We start from the raw sequence: 16430 nt of genomic DNA on the forward strand, positions 1-16430 counted from the left end.
ACAACTATGATTTGCTTCTTCTTTGCAACTCTTTTTTTATTAAGGCCAGTTCACGGCCTGTTTGTCCTTTTACAGAAGTATTTTCCTGCGCCCTGCGCATCAGGTAAGGAATTACATCGTCGATAGGGCCAAACGGTAAATATTTGCTGACACTACATCCCGCATGAGCCAGGTTAAAAGTAATATTATCACTCATGCCGTATAACTGGCTGAAATGAACGTGCGGATGATTGAGCGGTAAACCTTTTTGCTGTAATAATTGGGTCGCTAATAAATTGCTGTATTCATTATGCGAAGCGACGATCAATGCAATGCGATCGAGATGATCAATACAAAAACCAACACCCTCGTTGTAATGCCTGTCGCTTGACTCTTTGTCAGGTTGAATAGGCGATGGATAGTTTTTTTCTTCGGCACGTTTTCGTTCTTTTTCCATATAAGCCCCGCGAACCAGTTTGGCTCCCAGTATAAATTTTCGTTCTGCCGCTGCCTCGAATGAATCTTTCAAAAATTGAAGACGATCATGACGATAATGCTGTATGGTATTATACACCACCGCTCTTTCTTTATTGAACCCATCCATCATCAGGATGGTGAGTGCATCAACGGGATCCTGTATCCAGGTTTCCTCGGCATCTACCAATACACCTACTTTTTTTTCAGCGGCCGTTTCACATATTTTCATCATGCGACGGCGAACACGATGCCATTCCTCTTTTTCGTCAGCAGGTAATTCATCCACCACTTTTAAAAATCTTTTCATCAATGTGCCTTCGGCCTGGTGCATCAATTGATCCAATTTTTCCAACAACCCAAATCTTGCAAACCCCGTGACCTTAATACTCATGAAAGGAATATTGGGTTGCGTAGCCGCATAGTTGATCACCCGGATAAATTCTTCTGTGGCATGATTAAAACCATGTTCGCCGTCATCCCCGCCTTCAACACCATAATCAAGAATAACCTTAACGTGATACTCACCCAGTTTTTTTGCAACGACAGAAGTTTCTTCTAAGGTTTCGCCGCCAACAAACTGTTCAAAAATTGTATTCCGGATAATGCCTTTTATTGGAAGTCCTGCTTTTATAGCCCAGGGGGTAAGCCGCGTACCCAATTTTACCAGCAATGGTGTACCCATAGATGAAAAAAGAAAACGGGCTTTTTTTAACTGCGTATCGGATTTATATTCAAAAGCAAACTCGGTATTGTCGAAAGAGATAACGGGGTATGATTCCATAGCTGATCAATGATGCGCAAATGTAGGAAACAAGGAACAAGGCGCAAGGGACAAGGCACAAGAAGTGGTTTATACCTGAAACAATTTTATAATTAAAGGACTCGTATCCTGAGCCTTGTACCTTGTGCCTCCCCCACCTTATCTTTGCGCAAATTTTAAAAATGGAGTCCCGCAAAGCAATCGATAGCATAACGATAATGACCGAACTGGTTTTACCAAATGATACCAATGTATTCGGCAACCTGATGGGAGGACGCCTGATGTACTGGATGGATATTGCAGCCGCTCTTTCTGCGCAACGGCATTGCAATTCAGCGGTAGTAACTGCTTCTGTAGACAATATCTCCTTTGAAAATCCGATCAAACTCGGGAATGTGGTTCATATACAAGCCAAAATATCCCGTGCTTTTAATACTTCAATGGAAATATATCTTAAGGTATGGGGCGAAGATTTAAAACAGCAACACAAATACAAAAGCAATGAAGCCTATTATACTTTTGTAGCACTTGACCCAAACAATAAACCGATACCAGTTCCCCCATTGGTTCCAGAAACTGAGGAAGAAAAAAAATTATTTGACGGCGCTTTAAGAAGAAGACAGCTTCGTCTTATCCTCGGTGGTAAAATGAAACCGCATGATGCGGCGGAATTGAAGGCGTTGTTTATGGGGGAATGATATACATTGGCCAACGTCGTTTTACTAATTGAAGAGTTATTTCAGCCGGCTCTGCGGAACCTCTTGGTTCCGCAGCATTATTATATCGCCTCCGGCGATGCCGTGACCCCTAAAACTATAAAGGATTCCAGGGTTGAATTTATTCTCCTGTCGTTTCTTTTTCTTTCACCACTACCAAATCTTTTATTTCAACCTGCATAGGCAAAAGACCAATCTTTACAATAGCCCTCTTGCCTCTTAACTCTATTACTTGTCCTACCTGGTGATTTCGTTTCATCTTTACTGTATCACCGGCTTTTATCTCCCCGCCTACTTCAGCAAATTTTGAATCAATTTTCTTCTGCATTTTGCTTACTGTTTTTTGCTCATTCTTTTTAAACAGTAGAGCCTCCATTTGTTTGATAACTTTATTCTTGTTCTCCTCTTTTCTCCATTCTATCTGCATTTGTTTCAACTTGCGTTCCATATCCCGGAGATAGCTGATCTTTTCCTCGGAGATGCGGTTTTGCTCTTTTAGAATAGCCACCTGTTGCAAATGTTTTTCCTTGTCCAATACTTGCTGCATTTCCTTTTTCAACTTTTCGTTTTCTTTCATCAGCTTATGCAGTTCAGACTCTTTTTTCTCGAGATCTTTCAGGTCCTGTTCTGTTCTGTTCAATAATTTATCTAACCTGAATTGATCACTATCAACAAGATCTTTGGCCCGCCTGATCAAACCTTTATCCAAACCAATTCTTTCTGCAATAGAAAAAGTATAGGAGCTTCCGGGCTTACCGATTATCAGTTTGTATAACGGCCGGAGATTTTTTTCATCAAAACCCATTGCACCATTAATAATGCCGGCTGTTTTTCCAGCCATTACTTTCAGGTTCAGATAATGCGTGGTCACAATACCGAAGGCATGCTTCTTCGCCAACTCCTGTAATATCACTTCTGCGAAAGCCCCACCCAGGTTAGGATCACTGCCACTTCCCAACTCATCAATAAAGAAAAGCGTTTTACCATTTGCATTTTCCATGAAGTATTTCATATGGATCAGATGGCTGCTATAAGTACTAAGCTCAAACTCGAGGCTTTGCGTATCACCGATATGAATCATCAATTGTTTGAAAATGCCAAATTGCGACGAAGGATGTACAGGTACCAAAAGTCCACTCTGCACCATCATTTGTAATAAACCGACTGTTTTCAATGTCACGGTCTTACCACCCGCATTCGGACCACTTATCACCAATATTCTTTGCGAGTCATCCAAAGTAATCGTTACGGGTATTGTAGGCTTATTTGATTTTTGATTATAGAGATACAGCAATGGATGATAGGCCTGGATAAGATGCACATACGCTTTATCGGTAACAGCCGGAAATTCGCCTTTGATTTCAACCGCCAGCTTAGCCTTGGCACGAATAAAATCATAATCGCCAACAATTCGATGGTAAACGCTTAGCAACGAAGCATGCCCGGATAATCTAGATGTAAGTTCCCGAAGAATACGATACACTTCTTTCCGTTCTTCGTTTTCCAAATCACTCACCTGGTTGTTGAGATCTATTGTCTCTTCAGGCTCGACAAAGGCTGTTTTACGGCTTTCACTTTCGCCATGCAGAATACCTTTGACCGTTCTTTTTTGCTCTGCAAAAACTGCTAACACCCGGCGGCCATTCATAAAACTTTCTTCGATATCGGCCAGGTAACCCTGCTTGTTCATTTTGGAAACAATTCGCTCAAAAAGCCGTCTCAACTCATTTCGCTTCCGGTAGAGATTGAGGCGAATGTCTTTTAGTTCATTGGACGCCGAATCTTTTACCTGCCCATAATCATCCAGCACATCATCAATCATACTGATGATGGCTTTTTCATAATAAGTCTCAGCAATCACTTTAGCCAGGGCTCCATAAGCGGTCTTTCTCTCGTTATCAAACCAGCGAAATATCTTTTCCATGCTTTCGGCCAGCTTGCGCAACAATAGTATCTGCTCTCCTGATAAAACGGCGCCTGGTATTGATAATAACTTCAGTTCCTTAGCAAGATTTAAGATATAGTCATTGGGAAAATAAATACTGTTTTGCAGTAGCTGTGTATACTCATGGCTTTGCCTGAGTTCAGTATCAATAAATTCTTTGCGGGTATGAATACGCAAATTTTCAGCTTTGGTACGGGCATAATCGGTTTGGCAATAAGCCGCCAGTAAAGTTTTTACCTTCTCAAATTCCAACTGAAAATAAGCGGATTCCGGATACAACTTCATAAACTATCGTTACTTCCTTTTTGTGAAATGCAAATTTCGGGATTTGATCATTCATAGAAATGGATCATATAAGAAGGTTTTATCAACCACAAAAAAACCGGTCGCAATACAACCGGCCAAAAACAAAACTGCTTAACGGAAAAAGGTCTATAGTTTTAGTTTATCAATAATAAACCGGCCAATTTTTGTTCCCTGTTCCTGCCCATTTTCAATAGCATCCCGGTAGTGAATTCCACCGTAAAAACGTGAAACAGCAGCTTCCTGAGCTGCTTGCTGAAACGATTTGAACTTCCGGGAAGGCAGACCAAACTCTTTCTCCGTGTTATCTACGAAAGAAAAATTATCACCAAACAGTTTTGTCAAAACCAAAGCTGCTGCAGTAGAAATCACACTATGCCCGGATGTATATTCAGGGAAAGGTGGCGTTTGCAGCAATGGCCGCCATCTTGGATCTATCCAACGATTAATAGCAGTTTCAGGCCTGATGCGGTTGCTTCTATACTTCTCGTCCCAACAGGAAATAAAAGCATCCGCCAGGGTTATGGCTACAATGGCGTGGATCAACACTGTTGACTCCAATTGTTTTTTTGCTTTCAAACAGGCAATCCCTGTAATACCCATCCAGTGTCCTCCCGGTGAGATTTTTTTTAAAGCAAATTCGACATGGCCGATTTGTTGAACAGCAAATGGATTGCAATCCCAAAACATAGCAATGTCCTGTTGTTCCTTTGTCAGATTCTTTCCGGCACTATAAACGTCGTAGAGCTGTTTATAGAAAGAAGATGTTTTTAACGTATCAAACAATGCGGCTGGCACCGGCTTAAACTGTTGCGAAGAGTCAATCAAAAAAGGTCTGATCCTGTTCCAGTGAGGTTCCAGGGCGGCCATAAAAACCGGGCCTGTTGGCTGCCACATACCATCTCCATTTACAGGAGTGTATCTTGGATAACCGCTCAAGTTGCGAAAGCCATCTGTATATGCATACGCTAATATTTGTTGCACCACCATCTCTCCCAACTGCTTTGATTTTTCAATTACCGATTTAGGAACACCTTTTTTTGCGGCATTATTGAGTAAAGAATCTGTTTGATCTTTCAGCAAGTAGCCTGACGGTAACAATCTTTCGCCCATGCGCAACACAGTATACTCAATCGCCAAAGAGGAGTTAACTGAATCAGTCGATTGCTTTTCAAGTTTTATTCCATCATATTTATTCAGTTTGCTTGCAAAGACACTTTTGCTTTGTTGCAAATTTACCTGCAGCTCATAGGGAGCAAGAGTAATGTATGCGTAGTAACGACTGGCGGCAATTGGTGAAGTTGCATCGTTGACCATCACATCGGTTACTTTTTTTAAAGCTCGCACATAATCTTTCGATGTAAACGGACCGGCACTTCGGCCATAAGCAGTAAAAAAGATCAACGCAGATATTATACTTAAAATGGTCGCTTTTTTCATAAATAGCTTGTCAATATTTGTAAACGACAGGCGATTGGTTATTTATGCCAAATACAACAATTTTCTCTTCCTTGTTGTTGGTGATTGATACTACACTTCTTACACAGCCTTTGATACTTAACCCGGATTCGCCCTGTGGCACATAAGTAAAATGACCCAATCCATCCCCCTTCAATAACACACCGTAGTTTGCGTCGATCTTTCCAATTTTTATCCTTGTATGTTCAATATTCCCTGCCAACAAAATATCTTTTTTGCCATCATGATCATAATCATCAATGCCAATTGCATATACCGGTGCATAGCTGGCCTGGATAGGTAAACCATGCTGAACAAAAACGCCGTTCCTGTTTTCAAACCAAACCGTCTCAAAAAAATCGGCTTTCAGTGTTTTAACCGTTTGCAATTGCTCGGGAGTTAATATATCCTGAATTCCCGCATCAGAATAAGAGTCATAAGTAGGAAATTTTTGACGAAGGCTGACAACCTGGTCAGTCATTTCATCCCGGCTGGGCATAGGATAGGATTTGCCCTGGATAAAATAACACAAGATTGGATCAATGGAGCCATTATTATCAAAATCACCAAAGCAAAGTGTTGCCGGCTCTTGCTGACTGACCTGAAGCTGGCTGTTGGTACCCCAATTGCCGGCTACTATGTCCCTGTCGCCATCTTCATCCAGGTCTGCAATGGCCAGCCGGTTCCACCAACCATGTAAGGGAGTTGAGATATATTTTTCTGTAACATCAACAAATTTTCCATTTATGTTTTCAAAACAATAAATCTTCATCCATTCACCACAAACAACCAGGTCGGGTTTACTATCCTTATTTAAATCCAGCCATACGGCATCGGTAATCATACCTAATTTTTGTAGCGCAGGTGCAGCTGTTGACGTAACATTTGTAAAACTTCCTTTACCATCATTCAACAATAAAAAACTTTCCGGCGATTCCGGATAACGGCCAGGTATGACACGTCCACCTACAAATAAATCAATATCACCGTCGGCATCTACATCCGCTGCTCTTGCACAAGAACCACTGACCGTTTCTGCCGGCAATGCAGTTATGTTTTTTACAAATGTTCCTTTTTCATTTATATACAACCTATCCTGCAGCGCCTTATCATTTTCCGTAAACGAATATCCACCGCTTACTACATACAGGTCCATATCATTATCGTTATCCGCATCAAAGAACAATGCATCAGTATCTTCCGACATGACATCTTCTGCAAAGCTGTTTTGTATTGAATTGCTAAAGCCCCCGTCCGGCTGTTGCAACAACAATTGCCCTTGCTGTTTTTTTGCGCCACCGATATAAATATCTTCCAGTCCATCTTTATTGACATCCGCTTTTGCCATAGCAGGGCCGCTATAAGAAAGCATATTGGGCATTAAAGGTTGTATCTTAAAATCGTTGGTTTCATCTTCAGTATGCCGAAAAGGGATTATACCTGCTGAACTAAAAAAAGTGGCAACTGTTGCCGCTCTAAAATACCGGACCGCTCTGGTATATTTGATGGTTATTGATTTGTTTGCCGCAATATCTTTTACAGTTTGAATTTCTCCATTGGGCCAACGGATAAGGAGGGAATCAATTGTGTTCGATGGTAAACCAAAATGCAAAGGCTCTTGCATGGAACTTTGAAAACCATGAACTGGATAATTTTCCAACATCGTTTTACCGGCGGGAGTGAATACCTGCACTTTAGCGCCAAGTGCATTCGTATTGCTGCCTTCCATTTGCAATATCACTTTGAGATAATTTCCTTTTGAATTTGTCTGCACGGAATTATTACGATATATCGCCGCTTCATCATTCATCCGATTCACTACGAGATCAAGATCACCGTCGTTGTCAAGATCGGTATAGACGGCGCCATGAGAAAAATTGACAGCGTCAAATCCCCAGTCTAAAGAACAATCTTTGAATTGCAGGTTGCCTTTGTTTTCAAACATATAACAGTGAAGAGGAGTGGATTTTATTCCCTGTAACATTTGAAACATTCGTTCGCTGGGTTCTCCTTTCCTGTACTTCAATCTTTCATTAGCATAAAATTTTACAAAATCCCGATTGGTCATATCCCTTCCATAACCATTTGTCACAAACAGGTCTTTATTGCCATCATTATTAAAATCAGCGAACAAAGCCGACCAGCTCCAATCCGTATTCGAAACACCACTTGATTGACCTGTTTCGCTAAACGTACCATTGCCATTATTCACCTGCAACATGTTTCTCATCAATTGATGATAAAAGCCATTTTTCAGCATGTTATTGTACAGCTCATAATTATCCGGTGTGTATAATAATTTTTGACGTTTATTATCAGCAGGCAGCATATCTAATGTATAAATATCGGCAAGACCGTCATTGTTGATATCAGCGATATCAACGCCCATAGAGAAATTGGAGATATGCCCCAATTGCTCCTTCAGCTTGTCAGTAAACGTACCATCGCCATTATTGATATACAGGTAATCTTCTTCTACGTAATCATTGGAGACATACAGATCGGGCCATCCATCATTATTGACATCGCTTACTGTTACAGAAAGGCCATAGCCCAAAGGATTTGAAATAATACCAGCTTGTCCTGTAACATTGGTAAAATGATTATTGTCGTTGCGGTAAAGCCGGTCGCCGGCATCGGGATCGATCATTTTTTTTACGAAAGCTGCGTCAAAATTGCGTAGCTCTTTTACGTTGTGATTGAGAACAAACAGATCCAGATCTCCATCGCGGTCATAATCCAAAAAAGCAGCATGTGTAGTGTAGCCCTGGTCGGCTATTCCCATTTCTTCGGCTTTATCTGTAAACGTGAGGTTTCCATTATTGATCAGTAATTGATTTTTTCTCTTTTCCGCATCTATATCGCCCGAATAGCAAACATAAATATCCAGCCAGCCATCGCCATTCACATCTGCTACACTTACGCCTGTCTTCCATCCTCTTTTCCCACCTGCATTGGATTGCCTGGTAATATCCTGGAACTGAAAATTCCCTTTATTCAAATAAAGTTTATTCGGTAAAACGTTTGCTGTAAAATAGAGATCAGTTAATCCGTCATTATTAAAATCACCGGCCGCTACCCCACCGCCATTATAAAAGTATTCGTAGGTAATGATGTTAATATCGGGAGTTTCGACTACTTTATTTACAAAGTTGACACCCGAAACGGATGAAGGAAGAAGTGTAAATAAGGGGTTATTTTGTGAAATCGCGATTTGTATTGCAATAACACAAACACAGCAAAAACTCAGGAACCTTTTGTGCAATATCATAGTGCTGCCGTTATTAATTCACTTTATCTTGTTCACTTTTGTCTTGACAAATAGAATCTTTTAAAAAACATTTTAAAAAACAAGTCAGGCAGTTAAGCCTGCCTGACTTGAAAGCCATATATACATTCAGTAGCTTTTTGCTATTAAACTTTATTTTCTATTAAGGTTTATCCCACCAAACCCTTGTGTTAAAATCATCGGCACCTTGTTGTGCGATCGCTGCGGCATAATTATCAGCATTATTTACTTTTTCGCTTTCATCATAAATTAAGCGACGCGGCAATTTACCACCGGTAAGGTTGCCTGGATAGTTAACCGGAGTCAATAAAGGATAGCCGGATCTTCTCAGGTCCGCAAATGCTTCAAGGCCATTGAAAAAAAATGCGATCCATTTTTGAGTATGTATTTGATTGAACTTCTCGGCATCCGTACCCGCGACTAAAAAGGGATGGGCCACCAGGTAGGCCGCGATTTCGGCATCAGTTACAGGCGGGACAGCGGTACCATATACAGCCAGCATTTTCATAGCTGCTGTAACACCGTTGTTATAATACGTCAGCGCACTGCCCGAATCCCAACCACGTACGGCAGCTTCAGCCAATAAGAACTGTACTTCAGCATAGCTCATGATAATATCAGGAGCATCCTGGCGCAAAATCGTTAAGGTATTAGGGTCGGAATAAGCCGGCAGTCCAGCTGCTGTCCAACTGGGATGAGAAGTAATAGTTGCAGCTGTAAAGCCATTGGGCAATCCCTTCTGGTTGGCAGGTGTATTGTCGCCTGAATTTTCCAACCTTGCATAAATGCGAAGACGCGGGTCGCCCGTGTTTTTTAACTGGTTGATAAAAGTTTGCCCCATTTTTGTTCCATTCGTTCCATTCTGAAGGTCCTCTCCCAAATAAGGAGTGGTATATGGGTTCTGATTAACGCCAGAGGGTCCTGTTTCATGATTTAATACCAGGTTATCCGCATTGGATTGAAAGACACCTCCTGCTATTGCTTTGGCCACCCATTGTTGTGCTTTAGCAGCATCCACTTTGGTAAGACGCATACCCAGTCGAAGCATTAGGGAGTAGGCGAATTTTTTCCATTTAGAAACATCGCCGGCATAAAAAAGATCAGCGCTTCCAAAGAATGGTTTGTTGGCATCAAATGCCTGTGCCGATTCATCCAGCTCCTTTAAAAGATCAGCATAGATGTCGGACTGTTTATCAAATTTGGGTTTGAATAACAAGTCCGTATATCCTTTGCCCGCATCAAAATAGGGCACATCCCCATACAGATCGGTCAGGCGGTGGAAAACATAGGCCCTGATAATTCGTACCGCACTTCTCTTATTGGCATTTTCTGCCTCATCCGGAATTATTGAGGTGAGCAATTGAGTTGTCTCTTTAATTCCCAAACCATAAGAAGAACCATAAAAGGCGCCGGACCATTCAGGTACATACGTATACTTATCACCGGGATAACCGTATGAGGCAAGATGCTGTACGATCTCACTTGTATAGATCAGGTTAGCCCGGTGATTTTCAAAATTTTGCCCGTTCATGTATACCTCGGACAAGGTAAAAATGGAATTAGGATCCGGGATAACGTAAGCATTCGGATTTTCATTCAGCTTTTCAAATCCCTTATCGCAGGATCCAAGAACGCAGATGCATCCGATGCCAATAGCTAATTTCTTTATTAAATTATTTTTCATTTTCATGAGATTTTAAGTTAAAACTTAACATTCAGGTTTATTCCATAACTCCTTGTAACAGGTACACCGCCTCTTTCAAGACCCTGTTCATTACCATTCTGATAATTTGATTCAGGGTCAACGTTGGGCACCCTATTCAGGAAATTAGCCAGGTTGCGGGCTACAAGTGAAATATTAATACCCTGGATAGGTGTTTTGTTCAGGATTTTTTTTGGAACGCTATAGCCAAGGCTAACTGATCTCAACTTGATAAAATCTGATGAGTATAAGAAATGAGCGGTTTCTCCGAACGCCCATGCTCTCCAGTAAAGCTGGGCAGGAACTGTTACATTAACGGGAGCCCCACTGGGATCTACTCCACTTACGGGTATACCACCTTCTCTGCCGGGCAAAGTGCCCTTATGCAAACCAAGCCTGTACCCAAGATAGTTGGTAGATGAAAATACATCGCCGCCAAATTTTCCGTCAATAAGGATAGACAGTATAAAGTTTTTATAAGTAAGATCACTTGTAAAGCCCATTGTAAATGGGGATACGCCTTTACCAACTTTCACCAATTCTCCGCGGCGCAGTGTGCCATCCGAATTATAAACCAGGTCTCCTTTCGAATCCCTTTCATAGACATAGGCTTTGATGATACCAAAGGGCTCGCCTTCTTCCAATACGACAAAGGCATTACCATCCCTGTTATCGGCAAGTGTTTTTGATTTAAGCTCATCGGTAAGTTTTACAACCTTGCTCTTATTGTGCGCCATATTAAATCCGGCATTCCAGCTAAAGTCCTTTGTTCTGACAGGAATACCACTGATTTGTAATTCTATACCTCTGTTCTGGATTTCACCTACATTAATTTTTGTGGTACCATAACCAGAACTGATGGATACGTTTGCATCGGCAATATCGTTGATCGTTTTTTTGTTGTACCAGGCGAAATCTATGCTCAAGCGATTTTTCAAAAATGAATTTTCAGCACCGATTTCTACCGTTTTTACTTCATAGGGCTGCAAATTCGCATTGGGTATATTGCCTCCATTGGTACCTACCAGGGGCTGACCAAAATAACCTTGTCCGACAGGTGTATATGTCAGCACCAAAGCATATGCATCGGGTAACCCGCCACCAACACTACCCCAACCTGCCCTCAGTTTACCATAACTCCACCATGATGGCAATTTGACAATATCCGAATAAACAATACTGGTATTAATGGAAGGATAAAAAATATGATTGCTTTCAGGACTAAGTGTAGAGAACCAGTCTTCGCGGCCGGTAAGACTTAAGAATGCAAAATTCTTATAGCCTATGTCAGCGGAAGCAAACACGGAGTTAACTTCTGATTCGGCAAAATCTTCGCTGGAACTCTTGTTCTTGATATTCCCATAAAAATATTGAAACGGAACGATGAATTCGCTACCTCCATAATTGGTTCCTTTACGACGATTATGCTGCCTGTTGGCACCAACAATTACGTTCACATCAAAATCAGTAAAGACTTTATTTTTATATCCTAACTGCCCTTCGGTATTATATTCATACCTTGATTGCTGCACAATATTCATACTCCCGGTTGGTCTGTACTGGATGCCTGTAGGCTCAATCTCCCAATATTCATAATTGATATAGTCAATACCAAATTTTCCTTTTGCGTAAAATTGGGGAGTGATATTATAAGTGACAATAGTAGAACCAATAAACCGGTTCCTCCTGTCTTTGTTCTTTACGTAGTCAGTAGCAAAATAAGGTGTTTGCTGAAAAACATTGCTTCCTAAATGTTTAGCCTCTCCACCTGTGGAATCCACTCCCGGCTTCAACCATCTTACATCAATATTGGTTGCCAATTGGTAAACTGTAAGGTTGGCATTTTTAGGTGCATCAGAGAGAAACGGCCTATTGTCCGCCTTTTCAATGATGTATTGGCCGTTTGTTTCTATCGTTATTTTTTTATTAGGTGTTGCAGTCAACGATAAAGCGAAATTTTGTCGATCAAACCCCGCATTGGGAAGTATGGCGTTATTTTTAACATTACCCACTGAAAACCGGTAATTAATATTATTACCTCCACCTAAAAGCGCTAACGTGTTGGACCAGGTATTTCCATTATCATAGAAATTTTTGAGATTGTCTTTTTGTGGGCTGTACGGATGCATATTGCCATCAATCGTGAGTACCTGGGATCCGTCTAATTTTGCACCCCAGGAAAAAAGAGCCCTGTCCCGCGCATCTATAAGGTTGGCTGGTTTTTCACCCAGATTCCCGGCTCCGTATTCATATTGCCAATCAGTAGTTTTAAAAACTTTATCCATTGTATAGTTGGAATTGAACTCAACGCCAATACCCTGTCCAGCTCTGCCTTTCTTTGTAGTTATAAGAATTACACCATTGGATCCTCTTGAACCATATAAGGCAGAGGCATTGCTTCCTTTTAATACAGAAATATCCGCTATGTCATCCGGGTTAAAAGAGGATAAACCGTCACCTCTGTCAACACCGCCCCAGCGACCGGCATTGCCCTGTTGTGTATTATCGATAGGAATACCATCAATGACATAAAGCGGTTGATTATTGCCGGATGCAGAAGTAGCACCCCTGATAACAACTCTGCTTGATCCGCCTGGCCCTGTAGCCATACCAGAAGCATTAACGCCGGCTACACGACCCGACAAAGCGGTACCTAAATTTATTTCCCTGGCTCTAGTAAGATCATCGCCTTTTACCTGTCCAACAGCATATCCCAGCACTCTTTTTTGCTTTTTAATACCTAAAGCGGTAACAACTACTTCGGAAAGCTCTTCGTTTGAAACTGTCAATACAATCGTAACATTGTTTTCATCAGCCGCTATTGCTATTTCACGGGCAGAATAACCTACTGATGAAATTTCAAGGGTAATATTTCCTGTTGGTACTGAAAAACCAAATCTCCCTTCTGAATTGGTAGTAGTAATATTTGATTGCCCTTTTACTTTTACCGTTGCGGAAACAATTCCTATATTTTGCGCATCGGTAACCAGACCCGCAAGCGAACGATTTTGTGCTTTTAAACTGATGCAAGTGAATAGCATCAGCCCTATGATAGAAAGTAGTCCTTTCATAAAGCAATTTTTTTTGTTTGATGATTAATTTAGAAAAAAGTTATTGTCTGAAGATTTAGAGACAATAGCTGCCAACAGGCAGTCGCAGAGTGATTTTTTTTCATAAGCAGTTTTTTGAGTGTAAAAAATAGTAGTCAAAATGTATAAACCAACCTCTTATAATCAGAGCACTTAGTTTCAGGCCGGTGTTTTCTTACGATGGGTGGCTTTCATGTTTTCTCTCACGCGACTTTCCATGACGAGGGCAGCAGATCCAATTAGTTCTGCTTGGTAACCAAGGGTAGAGATTTCGATACTCGTGTTCGCAGCCAAACGGGGGATACAATGTTCGTTTAACGCCTGTTGGATCGGCGCCTGCCATACTTTGCCGGCTAATGCGCCCCTTCCGCTTAATATAATCGATTCCGGATTGATCAAATGAATGAGGATAGCCACACCCCTGCCGATGTTATAGCCTATTTCAGATAACAACTCAACTGCAAACTGATCTCCTTTTATGGCAGCGGCGATTACAGCCTGTGAATCTTGCTCAAAATGCCCGGAAGGAAAATCACTTCCTAAAGCCGATTTCCGGCCAGACTTTAGTCCCTCCGCTGCCTTCTCAATAATTACAAGTAACGACGACTCGGTCTCCAGACAGCCCGTTTTACCACAGGTGCATAGCTTATTGTTATTAAACAATGGTAAATGACTAAACTCACCTGCAAAACCATTATGGCCCCTGAATAATTCGCCGTTCAGCACCATTCCTAGCCCAATCCCCCAACCGATATTAATCACCATTGCATTTTTTTTGTTTCGGGCCGTTCCAAAGCGCCATTCAGCTAATGCAATAAGACTCGAATCATTATCTATATAAACCGGCAGTTTCAACCTGGTTGACAAAAATTCAGTAATTGTCTGTTCTTTGGTTTCCAAAAATGAATAATTGATCCCTTTTTTGAAATCGATAAATCCGGGCATACCGATACCCACACCAACAATTTTTGTCTTGTCGATTTTCGAACTGACAACTACCTCATCTATTTTATTAGCTAACTGGAAGAGAGCATCGGGATTATTTTGTAAGGGGAGTTCAAATTTTACAACTTCGCCCACATGCTTGTTATGAATATCCATTAAACTAATCCGTGTGACGAATTGATCCATCGCCACAGAGAGTATATAAATACGATCTTCTTTCAACGCATAAGTGATAGGACGTCGACCTCCACTGGAGGGAGCATAACCTGTTTCAATCACGTAGCCCTCGTCCATTAATTCATTAAGGATATTCATTGTAAAAGGGATGCTTTTTTCAATTCTATCGCTTAAATCGGCACAGGACAGGTTCTTTGAAAAATAAAATTCCCGAAATATCAATCCTTTATAAAAACTTTTTTTTCCCATGTTTTCGGCAGGATGCAGTTAGATTTTCAGCAATTGTTTATCTAATGTAAGAAACTTTTTAAAAAAATATAAAACTTTACTTCCTTTTTTATTAACTGTTTGCCAGGTTTTAATAACTAAATCAACCCTTGTTAAGTTTTTCTTGTTATAAGACTTATAAAATGGGATTGTTGCTGCATTGTCGAAATCCCGACAGCCTCATATGGCGTACATTCCGTAAAATTGAATAATGAAAATGCTCAAACTAAGCATGACGGGTTTTGTTATAGGTGTGGTGAGCCTGGTATCATGCGCACAAATAAAAAACAAAGAAAAAATGACAACGGATTTATCATCCTCAACTTCCCCTGTTACGACAATTAGTGGGGAAACAGATACTGCTTATTTTGCTAATGGATGCTTTTGGTGTACCGAAGCAATTTTTGAACAACTCAACGGTGTAAAAAGTGCTGTGTCTGGTTACACCGGTGGGCAAACAAAAAATCCAACTTACAAACAAGTTTGTACTGGTGAAACCGGTCACGCTGAATGCCTGCAGATCATTTATGACCCCAAACAAATTAGTTTTGATGAATTGTTGGAGGTGTTTTGGGAAACACATGATCCCACCACCCTCAACCGGCAGGGGAATGATGTGGGAACACAATATCGCAGTGGTATCTTTTATGTGAACGAAGAACAAAAGCAAAAGGCAGAAAAATACAAAGCTGAGTTAGCTAAAAGTGGCGCTTTTGATAATCCTATTGTCACCGAGATCACGGCTTTCTCAACCTTTTATCCCGCAGAAAACTATCACCAGGAATATTTTGAGAATAATGAAAACAATAATCCCTATTGTAAAATTGTGATTCGCCCCAAAGTAGATAAATTCAGAAAAGTATTCAAAGACAAATTAAAAAAATAACCCCGCCATTGGCGGGGCTTCGATCGGAATCGAATGGTGGTTGAGATTCTTTAATACTGTTGCTTATAGCATAGTTTAGTTTAGCCAAACAGCTGTAATTATTGCGGTTGGCCAAAAACAAGAAGAGAGTATAAGCAAAGCAGGATAAATAAAATGATTCTGGCAATCAGCACTTCGTTTGTAGAATTAATTTTCATGGGTACATATTTAAGGTTCATAAAAAGAGAAGAATAACTTTTTGGTATTGGGTCTGGTCAGGTTTTTACTTCACCTGTTCATTTCGGATTAAACTATATATGCTTGCGGACTATAACGAAGTAAAAACCCGGCCCGACACTGTGAAAATATACAGCAAATGCCTAAAATGCAAGCCCGCAAAGGGCTCTGGGACATCTGTTTAGAGTCAATTATGTAGCTTTCAGGAAGTTGTGGAAAAA

General features: G+C 40.9%; 9 protein-coding genes. 2 read left to right on the forward strand and 7 right to left on the reverse strand.

What is annotated here, in order from left to right; genetic code table 11:
* Window positions 1–4 precede the first annotated feature (4 nt).
* Window positions 5–1237, reverse strand: coding sequence for a proline dehydrogenase family protein (locus ACFEL9_RS18275; protein ID WP_385893221.1), 1233 nt, complete (start codon window positions 1235–1237; stop codon window positions 5–7).
* A gap of 161 nt (window positions 1238–1398) precedes the next feature.
* On the opposite strand from ACFEL9_RS18275, the gene ACFEL9_RS18280 reads away from it, so the two are divergent.
* Window positions 1399–1914, forward strand: a complete 516-nt coding sequence (locus ACFEL9_RS18280; protein ID WP_385893224.1) for an acyl-CoA thioesterase — start codon at window positions 1399–1401, stop codon at window positions 1912–1914.
* Between the two features lie 139 nt (window positions 1915–2053).
* Here the strand turns inward: ACFEL9_RS18280 and ACFEL9_RS18285 are convergent, their stop codons facing one another.
* The 6 genes from ACFEL9_RS18285 to ACFEL9_RS18310 all read right to left on the reverse strand — a co-directional run bounded on the left by ACFEL9_RS18285 (window position 2054) and on the right by ACFEL9_RS18310 (window position 15089).
* Window positions 2054–4162: an endonuclease MutS2 gene (locus tag ACFEL9_RS18285; protein ID WP_385893227.1), complete on the reverse strand. Its 2109-nt coding sequence runs from the start codon at window positions 4160–4162 to the stop codon at window positions 2054–2056.
* Window positions 4163–4309: 147 nt separating this feature from the next.
* Window positions 4310–5620, reverse strand: a complete 1311-nt coding sequence (locus ACFEL9_RS18290) for a vanadium-dependent haloperoxidase (protein WP_385893230.1) — start codon at window positions 5618–5620, stop codon at window positions 4310–4312.
* Window positions 5621–5630: 10 nt separating this feature from the next.
* The gene (locus tag ACFEL9_RS18295; RefSeq protein ID WP_385893232.1) at window positions 5631–8909 is read right to left on the reverse strand and encodes a VCBS repeat-containing protein; all 3279 of its coding nucleotides are present in this window, start codon (window positions 8907–8909) and stop codon (window positions 5631–5633) included.
* A 160-nt stretch (window positions 8910–9069) separates the two neighbouring features.
* Window positions 9070–10611, reverse strand: a complete 1542-nt coding sequence (locus ACFEL9_RS18300) for a SusD/RagB family nutrient-binding outer membrane lipoprotein (protein WP_385893234.1) — start codon at window positions 10609–10611, stop codon at window positions 9070–9072.
* Between the two features lie 17 nt (window positions 10612–10628).
* The gene (locus tag ACFEL9_RS18305) at window positions 10629–13700 is read right to left on the reverse strand and encodes a SusC/RagA family TonB-linked outer membrane protein (protein WP_385893237.1); all 3072 of its coding nucleotides are present in this window, start codon (window positions 13698–13700) and stop codon (window positions 10629–10631) included.
* Window positions 13701–13877: 177 nt separating this feature from the next.
* Window positions 13878–15089, reverse strand: coding sequence for an ROK family protein (locus ACFEL9_RS18310; RefSeq protein WP_385893239.1), 1212 nt, complete (start codon window positions 15087–15089; stop codon window positions 13878–13880).
* Between the two features lie 229 nt (window positions 15090–15318).
* Between ACFEL9_RS18310 and msrA the strand changes: the two genes are divergently transcribed.
* Entirely contained in the window at window positions 15319–15993 is a 675-nt protein-coding gene (msrA, locus tag ACFEL9_RS18315; RefSeq protein WP_385893242.1) for a peptide-methionine (S)-S-oxide reductase MsrA, read from the forward strand.
* Window positions 15994–16430: the final 437 nt, after the last annotated feature.

The sequence above is a fragment of the Terrimonas alba genome, assembly GCF_042434975.1.
Classification (GTDB): domain Bacteria; phylum Bacteroidota; class Bacteroidia; order Chitinophagales; family Chitinophagaceae; genus Terrimonas_B; species Terrimonas_B alba.

Excerpts from the sequence above, each read along its gene's own strand:
- ACFEL9_RS18300 (WP_385893234.1), bottom strand. The coding sequence starts at position 10,611 with ATGAAAAATAATTTAATAAAGAAATTAGCTATTGGCATCGGATGCATC.
- msrA (WP_385893242.1), top strand. The coding sequence starts at position 15,319 with ATGAAAATGCTCAAACTAAGCATGACGGGTTTTGTTATAGGTGTGGTG.
- ACFEL9_RS18280 (WP_385893224.1), top strand. The coding sequence starts at position 1,399 with ATGGAGTCCCGCAAAGCAATCGATAGCATAACGATAATGACCGAACTG.
- ACFEL9_RS18305 (WP_385893237.1), bottom strand. The coding sequence starts at position 13,700 with ATGAAAGGACTACTTTCTATCATAGGGCTGATGCTATTCACTTGCATC.
- ACFEL9_RS18295 (WP_385893232.1), bottom strand. The coding sequence starts at position 8,909 with ATGATATTGCACAAAAGGTTCCTGAGTTTTTGCTGTGTTTGTGTTATT.
- ACFEL9_RS18285 (WP_385893227.1), bottom strand. The coding sequence starts at position 4,162 with ATGAAGTTGTATCCGGAATCCGCTTATTTTCAGTTGGAATTTGAGAAG.
- ACFEL9_RS18310 (WP_385893239.1), bottom strand. The coding sequence starts at position 15,089 with ATGGGAAAAAAAAGTTTTTATAAAGGATTGATATTTCGGGAATTTTAT.
- ACFEL9_RS18275 (WP_385893221.1), bottom strand. The coding sequence starts at position 1,237 with ATGGAATCATACCCCGTTATCTCTTTCGACAATACCGAGTTTGCTTTT.
- ACFEL9_RS18290 (WP_385893230.1), bottom strand. The coding sequence starts at position 5,620 with ATGAAAAAAGCGACCATTTTAAGTATAATATCTGCGTTGATCTTTTTT.